The sequence below is a fragment of the Neisseria weixii genome, assembly GCF_002327085.1.
In the GTDB taxonomy this organism is placed as follows: domain Bacteria; phylum Pseudomonadota; class Gammaproteobacteria; order Burkholderiales; family Neisseriaceae; genus Neisseria; species Neisseria weixii.
The window spans coordinates 279,249-301,302 of record NZ_CP023429.1 but is presented as its reverse complement, the minus strand read 5'-3'; the positions used below and the strand labels follow the sequence as shown (position 1 = coordinate 301,302).

Below are 22,054 nucleotides of genomic sequence, written 5' to 3'. Positions count from 1 at the left end.
ATTATATCAGTGTTAAAAATTTGATAAACGGTATTAAATATCAGATATACGGTTTACTGACGCAATAAACCGTGATTTAATATCGTCATAAAATTTAAATTATTACGGGAAAGAAAACATGAACCAACTGGTATTCATCAGTGATAAGGCTGATGTGGCTGCCGCTTTTTCAGATTTGCAGAATTTCGACAAGGTCAGCCAAATCTTAACCGAACAATTCGGCTTCAAAATCCGCAAAGACCGCCACGGCATTTTCGATTTTTTCTACCATTGCGATTTCAAAGAAAACATTATGGAATACGGTGGTGGCGAATTACGCGTGAAAAATCCGAGCGATGCCTTTTTAGAACGCATGATTGAAATCGCACAAGCGTTTCCATCGGCCAAAGTAGTCGGCGATGACGGCGGCTGGTATGTCGGCAGTAACGATGTGCGCTACCCTGAAATTGCGGTGGAAGACGACATCGAGGCAGCCATCACCGATGAAGCCGTATCACGTACTTGGTCGTTTTTAAAAGTCGGCATGGCGGTTTCCGCACTGTTTTGCCTGGCGGCGGTGTTGAATAAATTTGTGTTTTAAGTGTTGGTTTCAAAGGCCGTCTGAAACTATGAACTGCCCCAATTCTTGGACAAGTTAAAAATCTTTCTCAAACAGCCTTTTCAAGCTGGATTCTGTAAGCCACAGGACTCAGCTTTTTTAAGTTTAAACTAATCCGTTCATGATTGTAGTACCGATAACGCCTCTTCCTGATAGAAGCTCTCTTCTTTTAATGTACCGAAGAAACGCTCCATCGGCGCATTGTCCCAACGTGCCTTTGCGCGACATACTTTGCACAATCCCTTTCTCAGCCGGTTTCGCCCGATAAGCCTCGGTGCGGTAAAGCACACCTTGGTCGGGACGTTGAAATGCTCTGCGGTGCGCTGTCAGCTGTGCACTTGGTGATAATGGAGTACGGCTCGGTATTTGAAGTGTAGGATTATATTTGGACATAAGAAAACTGCACCTTTTAAAGTTGGCGGGGTGTCCGACTTTTGGGGTGCAGTTCATAGTTTCAGACGGCCTTTTCGCTTCATATCCGCTATAATCAATCTTTTTTTTCAGACGGCCTTTTGCCCCAACTACCCACCATGAACATCATCCAAATCCTCGCTCAAGAACTCTCCGCCACCGCCGCCCAAATCACCGCCACCGCCGCCATGCTCGACGAAGGCGCCACCGTGCCGTTTATCGCGCGTTACCGCAAAGAAGCGACCGGCGGCTTGGACGACACGCAATTGCGCACGCTGGCCGAGCGTCTGCAATACCTGCGCGAACTCGAAGCGCGTAAAGAAACCGTGTTAAAAAGTATTGAAGAACAAGGCAAACTTTCAGACGGCCTGCGCGGGCAAATCGAGGCCTGCGACAACAAAACCGCGCTGGAAGATTTATACCTACCCTACAAACCCAAACGCCGCACCAAAGCGCAAACCGCCCGCGGGCAAGGTTTGCAACCGCTGGCCGATTTATTGTTGAACGAACAGCCGCAAGACGTGGAAGCCGCCGCCGCGCCATTTGTCAAAGACGACATCGCCGACACCAAAGCCGCGCTCGACGGCACACGCGCGATTTTGATGGAACAATTCGCCGAAGATGCCGAACTCATCGGCCGTTTGCGTGAAAAATTGTGGAATGAAGCCGAAATCCACGCCCAAGTGATGGACGGCAAAGAAAGCGAAGGCGAAAAATTCAAAGATTATTTCGACCACCGCGAAGCCGTGCGCACCATGCCGAGCCACCGCGCGCTGGCCGTTTTACGCGGCCGCAACGAAGGCGTGTTGTCCATCGCGCTGAAATACCAGCCCGATGACACGCCGATTACCCAAGCCTCTGAATACGAAACATTAATCGCCCAACATTTCCACGTTTCAGACGGCCACAAATGGCTGCGCGACACCGTGCGCCTGACTTGGCGCGCCAAAATCTTCCTGTCGCTCGAATTAGAAGCCTTAGGCCGTCTGAAAGAAAACGCCGACACCGACGCCATCACCGTGTTCGCCCGCAACCTCAAAGACCTGCTGCTGGCCGCCCCCGCCGGCCGTCTGACCACCTTGGGGCTGGATCCCGGCTACCGCAACGGTGTGAAATGCGCGGTGGTGAGCGATACGGGCAAACTATTGGACACGGTGATTGTGTATTTGCACCAAGAAAACAATATGTTGGCCACGCTTGCCGGTTTGATTAAAAAACACGGCGTGAAGCTGATTGCCATCGGCAACGGCACCGCCAGCCGCGAAACCGACAAGCTGGCGGGCGATTTGGTGAAAGCCATGCCGGAAATGGGTTTGCATAAAATCGTCGTCTCCGAAGCCGGCGCGTCGATTTATTCCGCCAGCGAGTTGGCCGCCAAAGAATTCCCCGAACTCGACGTTTCCCTGCGCGGCGCCGTATCCATCGCCCGCCGCCTGCAAGACCCGCTGGCCGAGTTGGTGAAAATCGACCCCAAATCCATCGGCGTCGGCCAATACCAGCACGACGTCAACCAATCGCAACTGGCCAAATCGCTCGATGCCGTGGTGGAAGACTGCGTCAACGCCGTGGGGTGGATGTGAATACCGCCTCCGCGCCGCTGTTGGCACGAATTTCCGGCCTCAACCAAACGCTGGCGCACAATATCGTCGCCTACCGCGACGAACACGGCGCGTTCGACAGCCGCAAAAAACTCTTAAAAGTACCACGCTTGGGCGAAAAAACCTTCGAGCAAGCCGCAGGCTTTTTGCGCATCAACGGCGGCAAAGAACCGCTGGACGCCAGTGCCGTGCACCCCGAAGCCTATCCCGTCGTCGCCAAAATGCTCGACGACCTGCACATCAGCGCCGTCGACCTCATCGGCAACCGCGACAAAATCCGCCAAATCAAACCCGCCGCCTACACCACCGACCAATTCGGCCTGCCCACCATCATGGACATCCTCGCCGAACTGGAAAAACCCGGCCGCGACCCGCGCGGCGAATTTCAGACGGCCTCCTTTGCCGAAGGCATCAACGAAATCAGCGATTTACAGACAGGCATGATACTGGAAGGCGTCGTCTCCAACGTCGCCAACTTCGGCGCATTCGTGGACATCGGCGTCCACCAGGACGGACTCGTGCACATCTCCGCGCTCGCCGATCGTTTCGTACAAGATCCGCGCGAAGTCGTCAAAGCCGGCGACGTGGTCAAAGTCAAAGTGCTGGAAGTGGACGCCGCGAGAAAACGCATCGCGCTGACCATGCGTTTGGATGACGAACCCGGCACGCAGGCCAAACACAGCGACAGGCCGTCTGAAAACCAATCGGGCAGCGGTAAGGCGCGTTCCAACGGCAATCCACGCAATCCGCGTGAAAAAGTTGTGGGCAATACCGCGATGGCGGATGCGTTTGCGCGGTTGAAACGGTAGAATAGAGCCCGTGTAAGAGTAATTATTTATTAAGGAGATCTGTAATGTCATCAATTTGTAAAAAAGAACATCGCTATGCCTAATCTTTTAAGAATCTTCCAGAAAGCCAAAGTCCTGAGCAAGGAAGACATCTTTGTGCAGCTTGTGCTTATGAAGAAGGTTTTTCTGACGGATTGGATCATAAAAAGCGCTCTTTAGAGTCGTTAAATTTACCTTATAGTCAGGCAGGAACAGTAAGGCATAAATCTGCACAAGCAGCATACGATCTTGGCTGGAGAGAAGGAAATCAGAAATTTTCAAATGGACACTAACAAACCTTTCCTCAAGTGGGCAGGTGGTAAGTTCAAACTTGCCCCATTTATTGCAGCTAATTTACCGAGCCAATCTCGTAAACGTTTGATTGAACCGTTTGCGGGATCGGCTGCGCTGTCATTGGCCTTGGAGTTTGACGCGTATTTGCTCAACGATACCAATACCGATTTAATCGGTCTCTATCAAACTCTAAAAAAGAAAAACAAGGATTCATTGATTATGCCAAATCATTTTTTATTCCTGAAAATAATCAGGAAGTCCTTTTTTACGAATTGCGAGAACGGTTTAATGCCAGGAAACGTTTGAACGTGCTGCCTTATTTATCTATTTAAACCGACATGCATTCAACGGCTTATGTCGTTACAATAGCAAAGGGGCATTTAATGTACCATTTGGCCGCTATGCTGTACCGTACTTTCCTGAATCGGAAATGCAGGGTTTTATTACGAAATCCGACCGTATTGAATTGATATGTGGAGATTTTCAGACGGCCTTAACATTAGCAAGTAATGATGACGTGGTGTATTGCGATCCGCCTTATGTGCCGCTAAGTGAAACTGCTTCATTTACTTCCTACGCAAAAGGTAGCTTTGGTTTGGATAATCAAAACCGTTTGGCAGAAAGAGCCAAACAGGTTTCAGAACAATCAAAAGGTGTGTTGATTTCCAATCATGACACGGTTTTTACCCGTAAATTGTATAAAGAAGCACGCTTAGAGACTGTTCAAGTTCAGCGCAATATTGCAGCGAAAGGCAGCAGTAGACAAAAAGTGGGCGAATTGTTGGCAATCTATGGTGAATGATTTTAATGTCTTAAAAGAAGAAGCAGCGGTTTACCATGTCTCTATGAAAAAACAGGCTTCAGATGGCATGGTTATTTACAATGAAAACGCATTGACTGTGATGCGCCGTATTTTGGATAAACATCCTAATGGCTGTTTTGATATGATTTTTGCCGATCCACCATATTTTCTTTCTAATGACGGCTTTACTTGTCAAAACGGCAAAATGGTTTCTGTAAATAAAGGTGGTTGGGATAAATCGAAAGGATTGGCTGGCGATTTAGAGTTTTACGAAGAATGGTTGCGGTTGTGTTATGCACTACTGAAACCAAACGGCACCATTTGGGTTTGCGGCACGTATCACAATATTTATTTGATCGGCTATTTAATGCAAACAATCGGCTATCATATTTTGAATAACATTACATGGGAAAAGCCCAATCCGCCGCCCAATTTGTCGTGCCGTTTTTTTACTCACTCCACCGAAACGCTGTTGTGGGCAAAGAAAAACAAGAAGCCAAGCATACGTTTAATTATGCAACGATGAAAACGCAAAATAGCGGCAAGCAGATGAAAAACGTTTGGCAGATTGCTCCACCGAGTAAAGAAGAAAAACGCTTTGGCAAACACCCGACGCAAAAACTGCTGGCTTTATTGGAAAGGTGTATTCAGGCAGCCTCTAATATCGGCGATTTGGTTTTTGACCCATTTATGGGTAGTGGCACAACAGGCGTAGCTGCTTTGCAAAACAAACGGAAATTTTGCGGCTGCGAGATGGAAAAAGAGTTTTTTGAATTGGCGCAAAAAAGGATGGAAAATATATGATTAAAGGCGGCATCGGTGGTGGAAATACTATTACAGGATTACATTTTGAAACTCGAACCGATTTGAGGCAAACTTTTTGAAGCAATAGAAGGCTATGAATTAAGAGATACAGGAATAGAGCGTTACGGCTATCAGATTTTATTCAATGGTGAATTGTTAGCATATTGTTTTAAGAAGAGAGAGCTATATAGGTTTCTGTCTAAGGAGCCATATAACATTGACTGGAGAAATCATCTTTCCAAACAACTAGAACCTGATAACGCATTATTTATCATTATTCGAGATACTTTATTTATCATTGAGGTTAAGTTTCAACATGTTCCCGGTTCTGATGATGAAAAATTGCAAACCTGTGATTTTAAACGCAAGCAATATACAAAACTAGTTCATCAATTAGGTTGGAAAGTTGAATATGTTTATGTATTGAACGATTGGTTTAAGTCACCTTCTTATAAGGATACACTGGACTATATTCACTCTATGAACTGCCATTACTTATTTAATGAAATACCCTTAAAATGGTTGGGATTGCCACACGAATAATCATTTCTGCCAGATATGAAAGCTACCGAAACCCACCCCTTGCCCCGTTTACCCCGCCCCATGCCAAGCTGGTGATGCTCGGCTCTTTCCCACCGCCGCGTACGCGTTGGAAAATGGATTTTTATTATCCGAATTTTCAAAATGATATGTGGCGGATTTTCGGGCTGGTGTTTTTTGATGATGCGGATTACTTCATCGATGCAGGCGCAGATGGGAAGCGGTTTAAAGAAACATTGATTCGTTCGTTTTTGGAAAACAAGGGAATTGCGGTTTACGATACGGCGTATCGGGTGCGGCGTTTGCAGGAGAATGCGTCGGATAAGTTTTTGCAGGTCGTTGAGCCGGTGGATTTGGCGGCTTTGCTTGAACGCATGCCTCTGTGCGATACCATCATGACCACGGGCGAATTGGCGACGGATACTTTGTTGTCTTTGATGCCGTCTGAAACGCCAAAGCCGAAAATCGGGGCGTGTGTGGAAACGTGTTTTGCAAAACGCGCGCTGCGGTTGTATCGTCTGCCTTCGTCTTCGCGGGCTTATCCGTTGGCGCTGGAAAAGAAAGCGGCGGCTTATCGGGCGTTTTTTATGGAGCTGGGTTTGCTGTCGGATTGAACAGCAATCATGTTGTGGCAAGAAAAGGCCGTCTGAAACAATATTGTTTCAGACGGCCTTTTGATTTTAATCGGTTTTATAAACACTCTTCATTCATGCGCCCTTACTGCCGAATTCGGATAAGGCATCCAGCCCGCGAACGTCATTGGATTGCAAAGCATAATGATGCAGGTTGACTTGACTGAAATCGCGGCGGATTTGCTGCAAGATGTCTTGCTGCCGCTGATAGCGCTGCTGCCAAAAATCATTGTCGGCTTGAGATTGCGGCATGATTTGGTTGACGATGATGTGGCTGCACGGCAGTTTGAAATGATGCAGTTGCGCCAATGCGCGGCGGGTTTCGGCCAGTGGCAGCATTTCAGGGATCATCACCAAAATGATGGACGTATAAGCAGGATCGGCGAGCAATTGCCCGGCATCGGCAAACAATTGGCGGCGCTTTTCCAAGGTTTCTAGGGCTTTGTCCCAGCGTTGGTTGCGCGATTCACTCAGCAGGGTATTTTCCCGCCGGGTTTTCTGCCAAAACGGTAAAGCGGCATCGCGCAGTTTCTGCTGCCGCCCTTGTTGTGACAGCAAAGCATCCGTCCATGCGGCCATCATTTGCGGCAATTCGAGCAAACGCAGGGTGTGGCCGGTGGGGGCAGTGTCGAACACGACGTGTTCATAGCCCATGATTTTGTGATGGGTGATGTATTTGCACAAGGCTTCGAGTATCGCGGCTTCTTCCGCGCCGGGCGAACTTTTGGCCGCTTCGATATGCTGGCGCATTTTCTCGACCAGCTCGGGCTTGGTGTAGCCCGCCAACAATTCGCTGACTTGGGCGTAATGTTTGTCGGCGATTTGGTGCGGATTGAATTCCAACGCGGCCAAGTTGTCCGTCAATGGGCGGATGGTGCCCGAGAGTGTGTATTGCAGCACATCGCCCAAACTATGCGCCGGATCGGTGGAAACCAGCAGCACTTTTTTGCCGATTTTCGCCAAGCGTGTGGCCAAGGCGGCGGCATGGGTGGTTTTACCAACCCCGCCTTTACCGCCGACAAATAAAAGCGGCGTTGCCGCCGCTTGTTGCAATAATGTATCCATTAACAGCATCCGAATCGATCTAAAGGTGAATGCGGCATGCCCATGCGCAAGTGCCAATCGTGGAATTCTTCCAACAGCAGGGGCTGCAGCTCGAGCGTGTAAAACGTCATCGGATTGGGTATGCCCAGGCTTTCTGCAAAAATCATCAGCATAAACAAATCCTGTTCGTCACGATACGCCCGAGTGAGCGTTTGCCGGTAAGGCGCATGGTAAAACTCCTGCAACCCCTCGGCAAACGCCTGCCATTTTTCATGCCAGTTCATTATGCACCTTTGCGCTTAGGCCATTCGCGTTTGAGCACGGAAACGCACTCCAGCGACACCAAAATCGAGCAAATCAGAATCACCACATCCAATACGACCAGCAGCCAGTTGGATTGATCGTAGAAGGTTTTCAGCTGCAACACCAAGGCCAAAATACTCATAATCAGCAAGAAGACCATCGGAATCAGTGTAAACCACACTTTGCGGCCGGCTTTCATCAACACCACAGTCACCACCAGCAAGGTCAAACCGGCCATCAATTGGTTGGTGGTACCGAACAAAGGCCAAATCAGCATACCGCCGTCGCCTTTCAAACCACCCGCACCAAATGACAACAGCGCACAAGTACCGACAGCCAATAATGTTGCCACCCAGCCTTTGCGGAAGGATTGGATTTGGTAAATGTCGCCCCACTCTTGGAAAATATAGCGCTGCAAGCGAACGCCTGTATCCATGGTGGTGCCGGCAAACAGAGCCGCCATTACGGTCAACATGGTGGCAGACAACTCAGGCGATAAACCAACGCCTTCGTGCATAATCGCTGCGCCACCGTCGATAAACGCGCCAATACCGCCCGCACCGAATTTGGTATACACCGCTTCCCAGTCACCCAAAGTGGCAAAACCGGCGGTAGCGGCCAAAATTGCGGCTAAGGCCAACATACCTTCGCCCATCGCACCGAAGTAGCCGACAAAGCGCACATCCGGTTCGCGATTGATTTGTTTAGAGGTCGTACCACTCGATACCAAACCATGAAAGCCTGAAATCGCGCCACATGCAATGGTCACAAACAAAAGCGGCATAATCGGCGGAGTGCCGGCCGGTACGTTTTCATTCAAAGCAGGTGCGACCACATCCGGGCTCACTAAGAAAATGGCGGCATACATCACAAACAAACCGACAAACAATTGCAGGCCGTTGATGTAGTCACGCGGTTGCAACAGCATCCATACCGGCAGCAACGACGCAATCGCTGCGTAAACAAACAGCAAAATAATCCATACCGCATTGGCCGGCAAGCCGAACATGGTTTCCGGCAACACAATCGGGAATATTGGGCCTAAGTAAATCAAGGCGTACAAGGCCACTACCCCGATAACTGATACCCACAACAGGTTCATTTTAAAGCGGTAGATACATTGTCCGATAACAAAAGCCACCACCAGTGCACCCCATACCGGCAACACAGAAGACGGTGTTTTAATCATCATGCCCGCGATCACCACGGCAAACACGGCATTCACCATCAGCAACAGCAGGAAAATCACAATCATAAACAGGCTGCGGGTACGCGCGTTCACCGCCGAGCCGGCAATGGTGCCGATTGACTGGCCTTTATTGCGTACACTCGCCCACACCGCCGCCATATCGTGCACACCGGCCATAAAGATGGTGCCCAACACCACCCACACAAATGCCGGCAGCCATCCCCAAAACACGGCAATCGCAGGGCCTACAATCGGTGCCGCCCCTGCTACCGACGTAAAATGGTGACCCCATAAAACATATTTGTTGGTCGGCACATAGTCTACACCGTCGTTAATTTCATGCGCCGGAGTAACGAAGTTGTCATCCAGCTTGAAGATCTTTTGTGAAATGAATTTCGAATAGAAAAAATAACCGCAGGCCATTAAAGCCAAGCCTATGATCAAGAGTAAAGATGCACTCATGCGTTGCTCCTTATTGATTTGTAATTGCATGTAACCCATAGACTATATATCACAAACCTTAATAGCCTGCATACATAAACTTACCTAACGGCAGTGGTTTGGAACGTTTTTAGAACATGTGAAACACTTTTTTCATTCACTTAAATTGTCATAGCGGTTCATCGTATACCTCCCATTCCGGCACAGCAACCAAGTTGATTGATGAATCATCCAAACCCCCTGACTCTTCATTTCTAAGCCATGTCGTTTTAATATTTTTTTCAGACGGCCTTATCAATATTCATTAACACTCAAAATGTAAATATACGATTAAAATAGGCTTTGCTCTTTGACAAACTTTAACGAATCCCATAATATCGTCAATCATCTTTCATAACCCCTTTTTTTATAGCGAGAAACTATTATGGAATGGGCATTTAACAGCTATTACACGCTGATTGCGGCAACCTTGGTGCTGCTTTTGGGTAAACTTTTAGTGAAAAAAATCCGCATTCTGCGCGATTTCAACATCCCTGAGCCGGTTGCCGGTGGCTTGATTGCCGCTTTGGTATTATTTATTTTGCACCAAATGTACGGCGTCAGCTTCAAATTTGAAAAACCTTTGCAAGATGCCTTCATGCTGATTTTCTTTGCCTCTATCGGCCTGAGTGCAGATTTCTCACGTTTGAAAGCCGGTGGTTTGCTATTGGTGATTTTTACTTTGGTCGTAGGCTTTTTATTGTGGTACAAAACGCTGTGGGTGTCGGTTTGGCCACCATATTAGGCTTGGATCCGCTGATCGGCCTGATGACCGGCTCGGTAACCTTGACCGGTGGTCACGGTACCGCAGGTGCTTGGGGACCGACTTTTGAGAAAGAATATGGTGTAATGGGCGCAACCACTTTGGGTATGGCTGCCGCTACATTTGGCTTGGTATTCGGTGGTTTGATTGGTGGCCCGGTAGCCCGCCGCCTGATTAACCGCCAAGGCCGCAAACCGATTTCCCCTGAAGAAATCTCAAACGAAAACACCAACGACAACAACGATGACATCTTTGAAAAAGCGCACCGCCAACGTCTGATTACCGCAGACAATGCTGTGGAAACACTGGCAATGTTTGCCGCGTGCCTGGCTTTCGCTGAAATCATGGACAGCTACGACAAACAATATTTGATTGATTTGCCGAAATTTGTATGGTGTTTGTTCTTCGGCGTGATTCTGCGTAATGTCTTGACCAGTGCATTCAAAATCAACATGTTTGACCGTGCGATTGACGTATTCGGTAATGCCTCGCTGTCGTTATTCTTGGCCATGGCGTTGTTGAACTTGAAACTGTGGGAATTGACCGGTATGGCCGGCCCGGTGGCGATTATTTTGGCCGTTCAAGTGGTGGTGATGATTCTGTATGCAACCTTCGTAACCTACATGGTAATGGGTCGCGACTACGATGCGGCCGTATTGTCTGCCGGCCACTGCGGTTTCGGCTTGGGGGCAACGCCGACTGCGGTTGCCAATATGCAATCGATTACCCAAACCTTTGGTTCGTCACACAAAGCATTCTTGATTGTACCGATGGTCGGCGCATTTTTTGTCGATATCATCAATGTGATTATTTTGTCGGGCTTCTTAAACTTCCTCAAATAATCAGTTAATGAACGAAAAAGCACTTGCAACATCTTACTTGTTACAAGTGCTTTTGTTATGATGCCGTCTGAAACATCAAAAATGCGTATTGCCGTCTTTACTTCAATACGGCAACACCGTTAAGGAGAACATTATGTATCGAAGACTGCTGGCTTTAACGCTCGCCACCGGTTTGTTAGCTGCTTGCGGCGATGAGTCAAACAAGCAGAATACCACCACCGAATTAGCCTGTAGCGACCCTACCGTGGTGCAAAACATCCGTAACAATATCCAAGACATCATCAAACAAGAAGCGCGTGCGTTTGCCCGCAATGACAGCCGGCAATTTGTTGATGCCGATAAAATCATTGCCGCAGGCTCCCTACTCGATATCACCTTAGAAGATGCCCAAACCGTGCGTGAAGGCAATAAAACCCTCTGTAGCGCCGGTTTGCGTATCATCATCCCAACCGATATTGCCAACAGCGCCGCCACCAACAGCCCGTTGATTTACGGCAGCAGCAGCGTAGGCGAAATCATCAAGCAAAAAATCATGGGCAGTAATCTGAGCTATTCAGGCAACAGCTTCACCACCACCATCCGCTACACACCGAGCAAAACCGACGGGTGAGCTTGGAAGACAATGTCGTGACCTCAACTGCGCAAACCTTATCCGCCGCCCTATTGCCATACGGCGTAAAAAGCATTGTCATGATTGACGGTCAAGCAGTGACTAAAGAAGAAGCCATTCGCCTGAGTACGACCCAAGCCTTCAATGAACCGCCAGAAGCCGATCCAGAAGATATTTTGGAAAACAATGCCGCCAGCCAGTCAGACGGCATACCGCAAGATTTAATCGGTTTGGATTCACATACTGAGATCATCAGTCCGAATTCAGACTTATCTTCTCAAAATTCATCATTCTCGATGAGTGACTTAGAGAGTGCACGCGCGCAAAACCGTCAAGCAGAAGCCGAAATCAACGGCGTATGGAACAATATGGAACGCAGCGTACAGCAAGGTATTTTGGATGAACAACGCAGCTGGATTCAAAGCAAATCACAAAATTGCCTACAAGCCGCTACCCCTGCTGATAATCCGGCTCAAGCCGAGTATCTGCAACTGCAATGTGACACCCGTATGACCCGTGAGCGGACCCAATATCTGCGTGGCTTTACCATTCACTAAATTCTAAAATCAAAACAGGGGTTACTTTTTCGAGAAGCCTGTTTTTAATTTACTCAACAAAATTGAAGGCCGTCTGAAATATTCAGACGGCCTTCAATTCAAATAACATCATACCGAAGCATTATAATATTGATAAGCTTCATCCATATTATCAAATTGGTACAACTTCCCCGCTTCCAATACCATGGCATTATCACAATACTGTTTCATCGCGCTGTGACTGTGCGACACCAAAATAATCGAACGGTCTTGGCGTTTTTCAAACAGCTCATATTTACATTTAGCTGCAAAACGTGAGTCGCCCACCGCAATCACTTCGTCAATCAGGTAACAGTCAAACTCCACCGCCAACGACAGCGCAAAAGCCAAACGCGCTTTCATACCTGAAGAATAGCGTTTCACCGGCTCATACAAATATTGCCCCAGCTCCGAAAATTCTTCCGTAAACACTTTCACATAATCGATATCGACATTATAAATCCGGCAGATAAAACGCAGATTATCCATCCCGGTCAGGCTTCCTTGGAAGGCACCGGAAAACGCCAGCGGCCAAGAAATGCTCATGGTTCGCTTGATTTCGCCCGAAGTTGGCGGCTCGACACCGCTAATCAAACGGATCAGAGTCGATTTGCCGGCACCGTTTCGGCCCAAAATACCGATTTTCTCACCTTTTTGCAGTGAAAAGTTAATATCGTCCAATACAGTCCGCATACCACCACGCATCTGATACTGCTTGGAAACATGTTCAACCGAAATCATTGTGGCTCGACCCCTTTACTGAATTTACTGACCATGGCCAAGCCAAGCAGCAACAAGACCAAATTGCACAAAACGATATACCAGGAATTTTCATAGGTAATCACATCACTGCCAAAGTATCCCGCACGAAACATTTCTGTACCATGCATCATCGGTATCATTAATGCATATTCTTGCACTTGTTGTGGTAAATTATGGATAAAAAAGAATGCGCCCGATAACGGCATCATAACAAAGCTCAATGTTCCCCAAATTTTACCGAATGGCTCGAAATTGAAGGCAATCGAACAAATCACCAAACCCAAGCCGATGGCAAAAAACGCCATCAATAGCCAAGCCACCAGCATATAGAAAATATCAGCCGGCATTTCAATCCAACGGATAGCAATCAATACGGCCATAATCACAATTTGCGCAATGGTTGCACCGGCAATTTCCAAAATCATGCGCGCCAAGATGGTATCGAGCACCCGGACATTACGGTGATAAAGCAAGCTGGCATTTGAAGAAATAGCACCTATTGCCCGATTAGAGGCATTACGCCACATCATCATCATCGGATAGCCGGTAATCGCAAATGCCACAATATTTAAAGTCGAATATTGTTCTGCCCTTAAAAATTTCCACATCAAGACAATAAACAATGTCATCAGCAACGGTTCGACAAACAACCATAAAAAGCCGATATTGTTGCGACCGTAGCGGGTGATGATCTCCCGCATCAAAAGTGCGCCAATCACACGCCTTTGAATCGCCAAAGATTCCAAAAATGATGTTTTATGCAACGCTTTCATTAGTTTTTATGCTCACGAATGCTGGCAGTCAACAGGCTCAAAATACCATAAGCCATCAAACCGATAATCAGAGTGGCGACAATGTTGTATAAACGTTTAGGTTCATGCGCCAAATCCGGCAGACTCGGTTGCGAGATTACTTCCAAATAAAGCTGCTGTCGGTCAGCCTCAGCCTTGGCACTCTCCAAAGAGGTCATAGCAGCGGTCAATTGCTGCTCTGCCAACTGATTTTCTAAATATACACGCTGATAATCTGCGGCTTGATTTGACAATGAAGACCGCCCACCACCCGAAATTGCCCTTAATTGCTGGGCAATTTCCTTACGCAAACTTTTTTCACGGGCTTGCAAACCTGGAATTTGCGGATTTTCCGGTGTAACCGCTTTCACCTGGTCAAGCTGGGTTTGGATCACAATCAACTCATCTTGCAACTTAGACACCAAACCCATCTGCACTTCTGATTGTGCTTTCAAATCAAAAACACCATTTGAAATACGGTAATCAGTCAGATTCTGAGAAGTCTCCTTCACGCGTTCCTCAGCCGTTTTGACCACTTCTTCCGCATAGCGTACCGTATCAGAGCGCGCCCGATCATTCAGCTGATTAATTAAGGCTTCACCCTGTTTCAACAAAGCCTCATTGATTTTTTTAGACTCAAGCGCATCAAATGACGTTACATTTAACGTGGAAATACCTGAAACCGCATCAAAATTGATATTCAGCTTATTTTTATAATATTGATAAAAAGCCTCTTCCTCACCACGCAGTCCAAAGCCATTGAATCGGCTGAACACATCTCCCTTGGTTTCGTAAAATTCACGAACCGGCAAAGTTTTGCGCAGCTCGTCCAAAGACGAGCGGGAACGCATATATTCTTGCACCGTATAAATATCATCCTGAGCACGGGAAAAACCTGTGCCCTGCAAGATTGCACCCAAACCATTCAACGAAGATTGGCTTTTCGGCGAACGCACTACAAAGCTCGATTGCGAAGTAAAGCGTTCGGAAGAAAAGAAACCAAAATACACCAACGAAATCGCAGTAGGAATAATCACCGTCACCCAAAATAAAGGGCTTACTTTTTTCAACCACCCCTTTTTCTTTGGCTTCTTATTCTCGGTTTTAGTTTCAGCGACAACCGCCACAGGAAGCTGCTCAGACATCTTACTTATTCCCACATTAATTAGTTAAATTATTGATACTGTTCGCACCACTCATAACCGGCGAGAACACAAACGACAAGAATTTCTGCACTTCAGCCAAAGGTGCATTCGATACATACAATACATCTTTATTTTTCACGGGAAACGCTGCATAGAAAATAAAGAATTGGCATCAGCCATATTCACCCGGTAAACCGTCGGAATCTCCGCCTCACTGCCATAGCCTTGTGCAATCCACTTATCCTGCCGCTCAGCCGGCAACTCCACCAACGGCGTATAACGAAACACGAACACGCCACGCGCATCAGAACGCCGGTCTTGCAAACCACCCATACGGCCTACCGCCTCAGCCAAAGACAAACCCTTAACCGAGAAATTAATTTGCTGCGTACGACCTACCGCCCCCATAGACGTAAAGCTATTAGGATTCGTAATCATCGTCACCACATCACCACGGCGCAGCAAAATATTCTGTCGCGGATTGGCAACTAAATCTTCCAAGGCAACAGTCCGCACCACATTGCCGCGTGTCAGCTGTACATTGGTATCCTGCACATTTGCCGTCGAGCCGCCCACAGCAGCCACCGCATCCAACACACGCTCACCGGCTGCCGTCAACGGCATACGCACACTATTCCCCGCACGGATAACCGACACATTCGCCGCATTGTTCTGCACCAAACGCACCATCACTTGCGGCTGGTTCGCCATTTTTTTCAGACGGCCTTTGATGATTTCCTGAACTTGTCCCGGTGTTTTACCGACCACCGAAATATCTCCAACAAACGGCACAGAAACCGTACCACGCGCCGTGACCAACTGCTCCGGCAGTTTGGTCTGCTGCGCACTGCCCGAACCCATCGACGAAATACCACCGCCAAACAAAACAGCCGGCGGTGCTTCCCAAATCATAATATCCAATACATCACCAACGTTCAGCGTACCGGCCGAAGCATAGCCGTCACCAAACTGAGTGAATGACTGACTCACCTGAGCCTTATACAACGATTGTGCCACCTCATGATTGACATCAATCAACTCCACTTCAGGAATTTGAGTTTCAGACTGTTGGCCTAACGAGATAACTTTTTTTGCACTTGGGCCTGATGAAGGAATACTGCTGCATGCCGTCACCATAACAAACAACAAACCACAAATGATGAAAGAAGATATTTGTTTTACTTCCATAATATAACCTAATCAACTAGAATTATGTTTTGGCTAATTATATGTTATCTACTTGGGTTTGTAATCCATTATTATAGATACAACAACAAACTATTAATTACCGGGACAACAAAAAAAATGAAAAAAGTATTAACTTACGGCACATTCGATTTACTCCATCATGGTCATATTCGCCTTTTAGCGCGAGCAAAAGCTCTAGGCGATCACTTAACTGTCGCCATCTCTACTGATGAGTTCAATTTAGGTAAAGGCAAGGTGTGCGCTTATCCTTATACAGAGCGAGCCTTTATCGTCAATGCTATTCAATATGTCGATAAAGTCATCCCTGAAACATCTTGGGAACAAAAAATCAAAGATGTACAGGAAAACAATATTGATATTTTTGTCATGGGTGATGACTGGGCTGGAAAATTTGACTTTCTTAAAGATTACTGTGAAGTAGTATACCTACCTCGTACAGAAGGTATTTCTACCACGCAAACAAAAGAAGCTCTATCCGGCAAAATAGCTGATTCCGGCTTTTGAAATATGTCTTTATTCTACTCCTTAACTAATTATCTCCGGCAATATGCATTAATAAAAATCATATTGAATATTTTCCGACACACCAAAGGCATGCGCATACCGTGTAAGTGGTATTTATACCTTTATTTCATTCATAAAGATTTCAGCATACCTTTACATGGGAATATCCGTAAAAATGCCCAAAACTGATTGCTCAAGGAATAAATGTTGGTGATTTATATTTGGCCCAAAGCTTATTTTTACAAAATAAGCTTGATAAAGCCGAACATCATGTACTCCGGTTTTGCCAAGCGTATCCATGCCATGCAGAAGGCCTGTACCTGCTGTCAGAAATTAAATATAGAAATAATCAAAAAGAGGAAGCTTTTGATTTATTAAAAAAATTTCTTCAACAGAGTCAACGTGGCAAAACATGGCAATATTTGTCTAACCTAGTAGAAACAAAAGCTGATTTTGATCGTTTTTACGAATTATTTGTGAATGCACATAATCATTACGGCAAAAAGCCCCTTTCTTATGATTTATCCTGTCATTTATCTACTGCTGCAACACGTGCCCAACAGACAACTTTTGTTTTAAATTTTTGGCGAAAACAATATTGTCTTCTTTGCCAAAATCCTCCTACCCAACCAGCAAAGCCTCCTACTTCTCGCCAATATAGTGATAAAAAAGCAGCACAGGCGCTCAGTGATTTGAAAAATTTTTTTGATCTTCACCAGATTGATTTCTTTCTTATCAGCGGAACTTTACTCGGCTGCATCCGTGAAGGTAAATTACTAGGACATGATAAAGACATTGACATAGGTATTTGGGAAACCCATTCAGTTAGCGGATTAGCTAATAAAATTTATAGCAGTGGCTGTTTTTATGTTTTACCTATTTATAGCCCTGATATTTTAGTTATTCGCCATGTGAACGGCATTACGATCGATATTTTCATCCATTACCGTGAAGAAAATGATTATTGGCACGCAGGCGGAAAAAGCAAATGGCATAACTCGCCTTTTGAGTTAACTAGCCGGCCATTTTTAAATGGCCATTATCTAATTCCCGCTGATTACGATCTATATCTTACTGAAAATTATGGAGATTGGCGCACACCGCAATTATCATTTGATAGTGCATTAGATACACCCAACATGGAAATCATCTCACAAGATGAATTTTTGATTTATTTGTATAAAAAAATTACCTTTTCCCTACATACAGGTAAAAGGCCGCCTGAACGCTATTTAAGCGTGTTGCGCGAATACGGCGAACATTTGGATTGAATATCTTATGAAATTTTTAAAAAACTCCTACTATCACATTACCGCACCGGCCGGCTATCGCAAAGGCTTGATATTTTACCGCAAAAAAAAATGGCAACAAGCTTTGGAAATTTTTCAAAGTGTTTACGATATTGAGCCTCAACACGCCCAAAATACCTTCAAACTAGGCTTATGCCACTTAAAACTTGGCAATCTCCACGAAGCACAATTTTACCTGAGTAAAGCGATTACTCTTGCGCCTTATAACCAACAATGGCAAATCCAACTGCAGCAATGTAATCGTCAACTTAATAGCAAAACACATCATGCTTCATCAGTTTTGGCAACTACCCAACCAATTACCGTACCTCGTATTAACCAAAGTGGTGAAACCCGTTCGTTAGGTATTACACTGAAGAAAAAACTACTGCTTATTCCGTCTGATTATAATTACCGTGTTATGGCGGATATTGACTCATTCATTGAATACTACAAAAACGATTTCAACATCTACATTATCATCCGCCATTTAAGCGAGGATATTGTTTACCGCAGCACACACACGTTGGTAAAAAACGGCTCATCATTCGGTGAGTTTTTGAAATTTACTGCTGATTATGTGATTGATGCCGGCACAATGAATTACGGCTACCGCATCACCGACACCAACACTTGGATTTCGGTGTGGCACGGTATTCCCTACAAGAAAATGTTTGCCGATTTGGATATCAAACATCTGGCAACAGCCATCCGCTACAACCTCGCCTATGACTGCATGATTTCCATGTCGGATTTTTATACCGATGTGTTCTTGCGCGGCGCCATGCGTTACGACGGGAAAATCTTACAATTGGGTTGTGCCAAAACCGACAAACTGTTCCGCCAAGAAGATAATCAAGACCGCCTGAAACGATTGCGTGAACGCATCAGCCTGCCCGAACACGCCAAAATCATTCTCTATGCGCCTGAATTCCGTAAGGCTGGCGAAATGGTATTGCCATTTGACGCCGCGCGCCTGTTGGCTACCTTTGGCAGCGATTATTATTATTGCCTGCTGGTTTTATTGGCTTCCCAAACCAATACCATCCCCGGCAATCCGCCGGCCGGCGTGTATTACACCGCCGATTTAAATAACAGCGACGCTTTGTTGCTTGCCGATATTCTCATCAGCGACTACAACCCGTTGATTTACACTTTCGACCAATACAACCGCCCGGTGGCCTTGTTCCATTACGATCATGAAATATTTGCAAAAGATCACGCACAACGTTATCAAGAATTGCAGATTCTGCACCGCCGCCCGTTTACCGCTGATAACGAAGATGCTTTGTGCGCGTTGGATTGGGCACAGCTCAAGCAATACAGCCTGGATTTCGCCTTACACGAAAACATCGGCTCAACATTCTTAAAAACATCGCTGGGCATTCCGCACAACAAAAAAATCATTTTCTATGCACCGACTTTCCGCAAGGCCGGTGTCATGGCGTTGCCGTTTAACCCGCAAACCCTGCTTGAAAGCCTGAATAATGAATACGTTATCATCACAAAACTGCACTATCTGAATCATCTGAACAAAAAATACGATGATGTAATCGACTGCACCGCCTATTCGATATTGCCGACTTAATGAAAATTGCCGATATTCTGATCAGCGATTATTCATCATTGGTGCTGGACTTTGCCCTGCTTCATAAACCGATTGTTTTGTTTCAATATGATTATGAAGATTATATGAATCAGCGCGGCGTGTATTTTAACTTTAGTTACTATTTGCCTGCCAAACAAATCATCAAAAGCGAAGAGGCTCTGTATCAGCTTGATTGGCAAGGTTTAAGCGGCGATAACCACAAAATTACCGATACGTTCTATCCTTTGGAAGACGGGCAATCCACCCAACGCATTGTAGAAGCGTTGGCATTTGACCCGACGCACCGCCACAGCAAAGACATCATTTTCTTGGTAAACGAGTTAAACCAAATCGGCGGCGTGCATAGCTTTTTGCAAAACATGGCGAAACACTACAAACAAAAATACAACGCCCGTATTTTTGTTATCGCCATCCGCGAGTTTGCCGAAACCAACAGCGAATTCCATCAACTGCAAAGCCCCTACATTGATTTCAAATTATCGGCACAATATCTCAACGGGGCGTGCGCCAATATTTTGCAGAATACAGACGGCATTGTGATCTCTTTGCAATTTTCCGCCCATCTGCATTTCCAAAAATATCTGGAAAATGCAAAATCCGTATTGATGTTCCACGGCGACGTTAAAGACATTGTCTCCCGTGAAATGTACGGTCCGCACCTAGGCTGGCTCAATGAAGGCAAACTTTACAACTACCGCCGTCTGCTGTTGCTCACCCAATCGTCGGTGGATTTGCTGCGCCCGCATTTAGAGAAAGAAGTGCAAAACAAACTGGATTACATACACAACTCCATCGATGCGCAATACCGAGCGCTTGCTCCGCAAAATCCCTTGCACACCGCCGTTATCAGCCGGCTCGACGAAGACAAAAATATTTTCAGCATGATTGATTTGGGCAAAGAAATCATCAAACAAAATGCCGGTATCGTTATCAATATTTATGGCGATGGCGCATTAAAAGATGAGTTTCAGACGGCCTTAAAAAATAACGGCCTGCAAAATGTGCTCAAACTGCACGGTTTTGAAAGCAACAAAGAAAAATCTTCAGCGATAACGATTCCCTGCTCTTGATGAGCAAATCGGAAGGCTTTCCGCTTGTGGTATTGGAAGCCTATGCACACGGCCGCCCCGTGATTGCCTTTGATTCGTTTACCGCCGCCAAAGAAATTATCAAACACGGCGAAACAGGTTTTCTTACGGCTTATGGCGATTATCCCGCCGTTGTGGATGCACTCAACCAAACCGATACTTTATCAGCAAGCGCAATTCAAGCTACGTTTGAATCTTTCTCTAACGCCAGCGTATTCACCCAGTGGGACAAATTGATCAGCCAGCTTGATACCGAAACAAACACATAAGGGAAAACAACATGAGCTTTCTTGATAAATTCTTAAGAAAAACCAAAAAAACCGGCAAATCGCCCACTATTTCCATACTCGTGCCTTGCTACAACTCGCGTACCACCCTACCGGCAACACTAAAGTCTATTCAAGCGTCGCAATACACCAATCTCGACGTAATGATTGTTGATGACGGCCACACCGTAACGGTGGAAGACATCGTAAAAGAATTCAACGACCCGCGCTTCCGTTATTTTTATAAAGATAACGAAGGCTTGGGCTGACACGCAATTTCGGCATCCGCCATGCCAAAGGCGAATATATTTTCTTTTTGGATTCAGACGATCTGATCTGCCCCGACGCACTAGGAAAATTATTGGCCTATGCCGAAAAGCACCAGCTCGACTGTGTGTCGGGCGTAACCGTGCGCAAAGATTTTGAAAGCGGTATGGAAAGCGAATGGTTTCGCAGTTTGTATAAAGCCCCAAAAATCAGCACATTCGCCAACCGCCTTTCCCTGTTTGATGACACCTTGTCCACCAACAAGCTCTATAAAGTGCAAATGCTTAAAGACTTGGTTCTCTATTTTGAGCCCGGCTTATACGAAGACAAACTTTTCACCGCCAAGCTTTATTCCAAACTCGGCCGTATCGGCCTGATTGACACCCGCGTGTATGTCTGGCTGATTTACGGCAGCCAAACCACCATCACCACAACCAAATCCGTGAGTAATTTTCAAGGACGCATGGCTGCCATCAATAGCTTGTGGCAATATATTCCGGAACTACGCAAAGCCTATCAAATCGCATTTTATATGAACCATGATTTACTGATTTATCTGCGTGAATTTGTGTTTTATAACGAAGACGAAAAAGAAGAAATTTTTCAGACGGCCTTAGACTTTATTCAAAAGCACAAAAAATATATTTACACACGTTTGGTAACCAACAGCCTGATCCGGGCTTGTTTGGATGCATTAGTCGCAGGTAACAAAGAAAAATTTATGTATACCGCACAGATTTTGTCACAAACCTTTCAAGATGAACTGAAAATTAAACAACGGATTTAATGGCCGTCTGAAAAACAAGGCCTGC

16 protein-coding genes and 7 pseudogenes are annotated in these 22,054 nt (G+C 46.1%); 15 read left to right on the top strand and 8 right to left on the bottom strand.

The annotated features are described in order from the left end of the window. Positions 1-118: 118 nt before the first annotated feature. Positions 119-580, top strand: coding sequence for a hypothetical protein (locus CGZ65_RS01595; protein ID WP_096294567.1), 462 nt, complete (start codon positions 119-121; stop codon positions 578-580). Positions 581-647: 67 nt separating this feature from the next. Here CGZ65_RS01595 and CGZ65_RS15015 read toward each other — a convergent pair whose 3' ends face one another. Then, on the bottom strand, positions 648-713 hold the full coding sequence (locus CGZ65_RS15015) for a hypothetical protein (protein ID WP_415906971.1): 66 nt from the start codon (positions 711-713) through the stop codon (positions 648-650). Positions 714-1,128: 415 nt separating this feature from the next. Here CGZ65_RS15015 and CGZ65_RS01590 point away from each other — a divergent pair. The 5 genes and pseudogenes from CGZ65_RS01590 to CGZ65_RS01565 all read left to right on the top strand — a co-directional run bounded on the left by CGZ65_RS01590 (position 1,129) and on the right by CGZ65_RS01565 (position 6,488). Further along, positions 1,129-3,416: pseudogene (locus tag CGZ65_RS01590) on the top strand (Tex family protein). Positions 3,417-3,716: 300 nt separating this feature from the next. Further along, positions 3,717-4,530: pseudogene (locus CGZ65_RS01580) on the top strand (Dam family site-specific DNA-(adenine-N6)-methyltransferase). Continuing rightward, positions 4,520-5,334, top strand: a pseudogene (locus CGZ65_RS01575) (DNA-methyltransferase). Before CGZ65_RS01580 ends, CGZ65_RS01575 begins: the two co-directional pseudogenes overlap by 11 nt. Then, a pseudogene (locus tag CGZ65_RS14840) lies at positions 5,331-5,877 on the top strand (hypothetical protein). The pseudogenes CGZ65_RS01575 and CGZ65_RS14840 overlap by 4 nt, the downstream one beginning before the upstream one ends. After that, positions 5,853-6,488 carry a uracil-DNA glycosylase family protein gene (locus tag CGZ65_RS01565; protein WP_096294566.1) on the top strand — a complete coding sequence of 212 codons (636 nt, stop codon included), beginning with the start codon at positions 5,853-5,855 and terminating at the stop codon, positions 6,486-6,488. Before CGZ65_RS14840 ends, CGZ65_RS01565 begins: the two are co-directional and overlap by 25 nt. A 93-nt stretch (positions 6,489-6,581) precedes the next feature. Here the strand turns inward: CGZ65_RS01565 and CGZ65_RS01560 are convergent, their stop codons facing one another. From CGZ65_RS01560 to CGZ65_RS01550, 3 genes are read right to left on the bottom strand one after another with little or no spacing between them, the layout of a single operon-like run. Further along, the gene (locus CGZ65_RS01560) at positions 6,582-7,571 is read right to left on the bottom strand and encodes an ArsA family ATPase (RefSeq protein WP_232507481.1); all 990 of its coding nucleotides are present in this window, start codon (positions 7,569-7,571) and stop codon (positions 6,582-6,584) included. Then, positions 7,571-7,834: a cory-CC-star protein gene (locus CGZ65_RS01555; protein WP_096294564.1), complete on the bottom strand. Its 264-nt coding sequence runs from the start codon at positions 7,832-7,834 to the stop codon at positions 7,571-7,573. Before CGZ65_RS01555 ends, CGZ65_RS01560 begins: the two co-directional genes overlap by 1 nt. Then, the gene (locus tag CGZ65_RS01550) at positions 7,834-9,504 is read right to left on the bottom strand and encodes a carbon starvation CstA family protein (RefSeq protein ID WP_096294563.1); all 1,671 of its coding nucleotides are present in this window, start codon (positions 9,502-9,504) and stop codon (positions 7,834-7,836) included. The genes CGZ65_RS01555 and CGZ65_RS01550 overlap by 1 nt, the downstream gene beginning before the upstream one ends. Before the next feature lie 403 nt (positions 9,505-9,907). On the opposite strand from CGZ65_RS01550, the pseudogene gltS reads away from it, so the two are divergent. The 3 genes and pseudogenes from gltS (at position 9,908) to CGZ65_RS13615 (ending at position 12,294) form a co-directional block, all read left to right on the top strand. Next, positions 9,908-11,127 (top strand): annotated as a pseudogene (gene gltS, locus CGZ65_RS01545) (sodium/glutamate symporter). Positions 11,128-11,260: 133 nt separating this feature from the next. After that, on the top strand, positions 11,261-11,737 hold the full coding sequence (locus CGZ65_RS13620; RefSeq protein WP_232507480.1) for a hypothetical protein: 477 nt from the start codon (positions 11,261-11,263) through the stop codon (positions 11,735-11,737). Beyond that, positions 11,734-12,294: a lysozyme inhibitor LprI family protein gene (locus CGZ65_RS13615; protein WP_232507479.1), complete on the top strand. Its 561-nt coding sequence runs from the start codon at positions 11,734-11,736 to the stop codon at positions 12,292-12,294. Before CGZ65_RS13620 ends, CGZ65_RS13615 begins: the two co-directional genes overlap by 4 nt. A 108-nt stretch (positions 12,295-12,402) precedes the next feature. On the opposite strand, the gene CGZ65_RS01535 is transcribed toward CGZ65_RS13615, so the two are convergent. The 4 genes and pseudogenes from CGZ65_RS01535 to CGZ65_RS01520 all read right to left on the bottom strand — a co-directional run bounded on the left by CGZ65_RS01535 (position 12,403) and on the right by CGZ65_RS01520 (position 16,198). After that, complete coding sequence (locus tag CGZ65_RS01535; protein ID WP_096294562.1) at positions 12,403-13,053, bottom strand: ABC transporter ATP-binding protein; 651 nt, start codon at positions 13,051-13,053, stop codon at positions 12,403-12,405. Next, entirely contained in the window at positions 13,050-13,847 is a 798-nt protein-coding gene (locus tag CGZ65_RS01530; protein ID WP_096294561.1) for an ABC transporter permease, read from the bottom strand. Before CGZ65_RS01530 ends, CGZ65_RS01535 begins: the two co-directional genes overlap by 4 nt. Next, entirely contained in the window at positions 13,847-15,010 is a 1,164-nt protein-coding gene (locus tag CGZ65_RS01525; RefSeq protein ID WP_096294560.1) for a capsule biosynthesis protein, read from the bottom strand. Before CGZ65_RS01525 ends, CGZ65_RS01530 begins: the two co-directional genes overlap by 1 nt. Before the next feature lie 16 nt (positions 15,011-15,026). Then, positions 15,027-16,198: pseudogene (locus CGZ65_RS01520) on the bottom strand (polysaccharide biosynthesis/export family protein). Between the two features lie 117 nt (positions 16,199-16,315). Here CGZ65_RS01520 and tagD point away from each other — a divergent pair. The 6 genes and pseudogenes from tagD (at position 16,316) to CGZ65_RS01500 (ending at position 22,029) form a co-directional block, all read left to right on the top strand. Further along, entirely contained in the window at positions 16,316-16,723 is a 408-nt protein-coding gene (tagD, locus tag CGZ65_RS01515) for a glycerol-3-phosphate cytidylyltransferase (RefSeq protein ID WP_096296059.1), read from the top strand. A gap of 221 nt (positions 16,724-16,944) precedes the next feature. After that, positions 16,945-17,994 carry a capZB protein gene (locus CGZ65_RS01510; protein WP_198345317.1) on the top strand — a complete coding sequence of 350 codons (1,050 nt, stop codon included), beginning with the start codon at positions 16,945-16,947 and terminating at the stop codon, positions 17,992-17,994. Between the two features lie 7 nt (positions 17,995-18,001). Further along, positions 18,002-19,600 carry a CDP-glycerol glycerophosphotransferase family protein gene (locus tag CGZ65_RS14520; RefSeq protein WP_198345316.1) on the top strand — a complete coding sequence of 533 codons (1,599 nt, stop codon included), beginning with the start codon at positions 18,002-18,004 and terminating at the stop codon, positions 19,598-19,600. Continuing rightward, complete coding sequence (locus CGZ65_RS14515; RefSeq protein WP_198345315.1) at positions 19,600-20,691, top strand: CDP-glycerol glycerophosphotransferase family protein; 1,092 nt, start codon at positions 19,600-19,602, stop codon at positions 20,689-20,691. The genes CGZ65_RS14520 and CGZ65_RS14515 overlap by 1 nt, the downstream gene beginning before the upstream one ends. Beyond that, a complete protein-coding gene (locus CGZ65_RS13100) occupies positions 20,691-20,978 on the top strand; it encodes a glycosyltransferase (RefSeq protein WP_198345314.1) in 288 nt (95 codons plus the stop codon). The genes CGZ65_RS14515 and CGZ65_RS13100 overlap by 1 nt, the downstream gene beginning before the upstream one ends. A gap of 11 nt (positions 20,979-20,989) precedes the next feature. Next, a pseudogene (locus tag CGZ65_RS01500) lies at positions 20,990-22,029 on the top strand (glycosyltransferase family 2 protein). Positions 22,030-22,054 lie beyond the last annotated feature (25 nt).